Below are 1,702 nucleotides of genomic sequence, written 5' to 3' on the forward strand. Positions count from 1 at the left end.
CATCGTAGTGACGCTTGAATGACAACAAGGTGTTGATCAATGTGTCACGCTTACCTTTAGTAATACCCATTGAGAATAGGAACATTACTTGGAAGTCAGTAGTACGTGTTGGTACGATACCGAAGCGACCTAGGTATGCAGTAACAAGCGCTGCTGGAACACCTGTTTCTAGGAAGTTACCGTTGTCGTCAAGACCCGGAGTTAGCAAGCTAACTTTGATTGGATCAAGCATACACCAGTCATTGTCGATTTCGTCAAAGCCGTGCCACTTGTCGCCAGGAGTCAATTTCCAGTTCTGTTGGATAGTCATTAGAGACTCAACAGATGCATTCTCAAAATTAACGTTGTCACCGTTCATTTCTGTAACAGTTTCAGCATTCCAAGGCTTGAAGAACCAATCGTTTTCAGCAGTGTAATCGTTGAATAGTTGACGCATGTTTTGACGGAAGATGATCGCTTCGCGGTTAACTTCGTTAGTTAGCGATAGACCACTTTCGCCTTTCATCATGTTCGCAGCAACATCGTTAGACGCACAGATTGCGTATAGCGGTGATGTTGAAGTGTGCATCATGTAAGCTTGGTTGAAACGGTCAAAGTTGATCGCGTTTTCACCGTTACGTACGTGAATGTATGATGCTTGAGACAATGCATTCAATAACTTGTGCGTTGAGTGCGTTGCAAATACTGTAGGACCAGTGTGGTCTTTAGCATCGCCACGCATTGCGAAGTGACCCTTGTAGATAGGGTTAAAACGTGCGTAACCAAACCAAGCTTCATCCATGTGAATACGGCTAGAGCTTTCGCCTAGTAGCGCTTCAGTCACTTCTGAGTGGTAACATAAACCGTCGTAAGTACAGTTAGTTACTACAGCGTAGCTGGCTTTTTTCTCATCAGCGTTGAATGGAATACCCGCATTTTTCGCTTTAAGCGCAATGCCTTCTTTGCTCATTTGAACTTTGCTGATTGGACCGATGATACCGTAGCAGTTACGGCTAGGAACCATGTAGATTGGACGTGCGCCAGTTAGGATCAGACCTTGTTCAATTGATTTGTGACAGTTACGGTCACAGATAGCAATGTCGTCATCTTTCATACATGCTTGCATGATAGTACGGTTTGAACCTGAAGTACCTACGATACCAGAGTAAGACTGGTGAGCACCGAAGATCTTAGCTGCTTCAACTTCTGAATCTTTAAATGCACCACTGTGGTCAAGTAATGAACCTAGTGCAGCACGCTCGATACCCATATCGGTACGGAACAAGTTTTCGCCGAAGAATTCAAAGAATTGGTTACCAGCAGGGGTCTTAGTAAAACCGATACCACCTTGGTGACCAGGCGCAGACCATGAATATTCATGGATGTCGTTGTAGTGCATCATCGCTTTCATGAACGGTGGTAACACTTGTGCGCGGTAACGACGCATTGAAGCAACGATACGGCCAGCAACGAAATCAGCAGTGTCTTCTAGTACTGAATAACACTCATCAACACGCTCCATTAACTGGCGGTTGTTAAGAATAGATGTACGAGCACGTTCTGCTAGTAGAAATACTGGCACTTCAGATTGACGTGCTTGTAGTGCTGCTAACAAATCAACTTCTTCGTTAGAATTAACGATTTGCTCTTCAGTTTTTTCTAGTGCTAATACTAGGCTATCGATTTGAGTCGACATGATAACCGCACGCGCATCTTCATAAGA

The 1,702-nt window shown here is 44.2% G+C and carries 1 protein-coding gene; it reads right to left on the bottom strand.

Annotated elements, in window-relative coordinates:
- Window positions 1–1,702 (bottom strand): Orn/Lys/Arg decarboxylase N-terminal domain-containing protein (locus PAND9192_RS20145; RefSeq protein ID WP_087855092.1); only part of this gene is annotated, 1,702 nt, incomplete at both ends.

It is taken from the genome of Photobacterium andalusiense (assembly GCF_900185625.1).
Taxonomy (GTDB): domain Bacteria; phylum Pseudomonadota; class Gammaproteobacteria; order Enterobacterales; family Vibrionaceae; genus Photobacterium; species Photobacterium aquimaris.